This window comes from Aquabacterium sp. (genome assembly GCF_021768455.1).
In the GTDB taxonomy this organism is placed as follows: Bacteria; Pseudomonadota; Gammaproteobacteria; order Burkholderiales; family Burkholderiaceae_C; genus Aquabacterium.
On the sequence record NZ_JAIZVX010000259.1, the window covers coordinates 1 to 2,487 of the forward strand.

The following is a 2,487-nucleotide window of genomic DNA, read 5'->3' on the forward strand; positions in this document are numbered from 1 at the left end:
GCCCTGGGGCCCGCGCTGCAGTCGGTCGGTGTGAGTTGGGGCTATCACCTGTTCAACGCCGTGCCCTACGCGCTGACGCTGGCCATCCTGGTGTGGACCTGCAGCCCCAAGCGGGTGGTGCAGGGTGCCCCGATGGAGCTGGGTGTCTCGCGCTGACGGACGCAGTGCCCTTTCTTCCTTTCTTTTCAACGCAGGAGGTTGCATGAGCACCTTTGTCGACGCCCAGCCTTATGCCTGGCCTTTTGACGGCGACCTTCGCCCGTCGAACACGGCCCTGGTCATCATCGACATGCAGACCGACTTCTGTGGCGTGGGTGGTTACGTCGACAAGATGGGCTACGACATCAGCGCCACCCGAGCCCCCATCGACCCGATCAAGGCGCTGCTGGCTGTGGCGCGGCAGGTGGGCATGCACGTGATCCACACGCGCGAGGGCCACCGACCCGACCTGAGTGATCTGCCGGCCAACAAGCGCTGGCGTTCGCGTCAGATCGGGACCGATGGCGTGGGCATTGGCGACATGGGGCCTTGCGGTCGCATCCTGGTGCGCGGCGAGCCCGGCTGGGACATCATTCCCGAGCTCTACCCCATCGATGGCGAGCCCATCATCGACAAGCCCGGCAAGGGCAGCTTCTGTGCGACCGACCTTGAACTGATCCTGCACACCCGCAGCATCCGCAATCTGATCCTCACCGGCATCACCACCGATGTCTGCGTGCACACCACCATGCGCGAGGCCAATGACCGCGGCTTCGAGTGCGTGATGCTGACGGACTGCACCGGTGCCACCGACCCGGGCAACCATGCTGCCGCTTTTTCGATGATTCGGATGCAGGGCGGGGTGTTCGGCGCCTACACCGACTCCCAGTCGCTCATCCACGCGCTGCAAACGCTGTGACCCCGCAAGCGAAAGGCCTGTCATGACTGCCCCGTTGGACCCTGCCCTGCAGCCGCCTCCGAAGCGGGGCGCACTGGCCTTGAGCACTTATGCGCTCACCAAGCGTTTTGGCGCCTTCACGGCGCTGGACGCCGTTTCCATCGAGGTGCGCCCCGGCACCGTGCACGCCTTGCTGGGGGAGAACGGTGCAGGCAAGTCCACCTTGGTCAAGGCGATTGTGGGCTACCACCAGGCGGAGGAGGGGGCCGTGCTCGTCGATGGTCGCGAGGTGGCCATCACTTCGCCCATGCTGGCCCGCCAGATGGGCATCGGCATGGTCTACCAGCACTTCACGGTGGTGCCCGGCATGACCGTCGCCGAGAACCTGCTGCTGGCCAAGGGAGAACTCCCTGCCGTCATCCCGTGGAAGCAGGTGCGCGCCGAGCTCGAAGCCTTCATGTCGACCACGCCCTTCCGCTTGGCCCTGGATGCCCGTCCCGTCGACCTCTCTGCCGGCGAAAAGCAGAAGCTCGAAATCCTCAAGCAGCTTTACCTCCGTCCCCGTCTGCTCATCCTCGACGAGCCCACCTCGGTGCTGACCCCGCAGGAGGCTGACGAGGTGCTGGGCGCCTTGCGGGAGCGCGCCCATGCGGGGGAGGTCAGCGTCATCATGATCTCGCACAAGTTCCGCGAGGTCATGGAGGTGGCCGACGACGTCAGCGTCTTGCGTCGCGGCCAGCTCATGGGCAGCCACCGTGTGGCCGACACCTCTCCGGCCTTGCTGGGGGCCGAGATGATGGGCCTGGGGCGAGCCGGTCAGCCTGGGGAGGGGGCAGGCAGCCCGACGGCGATCAGTGTGGCCACCTCTCATGCCCCGCTGGAACGCCGGCCCATGGATGCCGATGCCGTTTCCCGCCTTCGGGTCCAGGGTCTCTCCGTGCTGGGCGACCGCGGCGAGCGTGCCGTGCATGGCTTGAGCGTGCAGGTGCGCGCGGGCGAGATCGTCGGCATTGCCGGGGTGTCGGGCAATGGTCAGCGCGAACTGATGGAAGCCCTGGTGGGCCAGCGGGATCGCGAGTCGGGTGAGGTCTGGATGGCCGAGGAGCCCTACCACGCAGGCCGTGAGCAGAACCAGCGCCTGAATGTGCGCAGCCTGCCCGAAGAGCCCCTGCGCAACGCCTGTGTGGGCGACCTCAGTGTCGCGTTCAACATCGGTTTGCGGCGTTTCGACCAGGCCCCAGCCGCGCGCGCTGGTTGGCTGCGCGCCAGCGTGCTGCGCGAACAGGCCAAGGCCCTGATTGCCAGCTACCGTGTCAAAACTCAGGGTGAGGATGCCCCGATCCGCTCGCTTTCGGGGGGCAATGTGCAGCGCGCCGTCCTGGCCCGAGAGCTGGATGGGCAGGTCGATGTGCTGTTGGTCTCCAACCCCGTTTTCGGACTTGATTTCGCCGCCGTCGCTGAAATCCACGCCCGCATCATGGCCGTGCGCAACCAGGGCGGGGCCGTGCTCCTGGTCAGCGAAGACCTGGACGAGCTGCTCAAGCTGGCCGATCGCATTGTGGTCATGAGCGAAGGCCGCATCGTGCACAGCTGCGCGGCCCAGGATGCCG

At 66.5% G+C, this 2,487-nt stretch carries 2 protein-coding genes and 1 pseudogene; all 3 read left to right on the plus strand.

The genetic code is table 11. The annotated features are described in order from the left end of the window. Positions 1-156, plus strand: a pseudogene (locus tag QZ994_RS19485) (ABC transporter permease); the annotation flags it as partial. Positions 157-202: 46 nt separating this feature from the next. Next, positions 203-898 carry a cysteine hydrolase family protein gene (locus QZ994_RS19490; RefSeq protein ID WP_290877653.1) on the plus strand — a complete coding sequence of 232 codons (696 nt, stop codon included), beginning with the start codon at positions 203-205 and terminating at the stop codon, positions 896-898. 22 nt (positions 899-920) lie between these two features. Next, on the plus strand, positions 921-2,487 hold a 1,567-nt coding region (locus QZ994_RS19495; RefSeq protein ID WP_290877656.1), incomplete at its 3' end, for an ABC transporter ATP-binding protein.

Coding starts and splice junctions, on each gene's coding strand:
- QZ994_RS19490 (WP_290877653.1), top strand. CDS start 203: ATGAGCACCTTTGTCGACGCCCAGCCTTATGCCTGGCCTTTTGACGGC.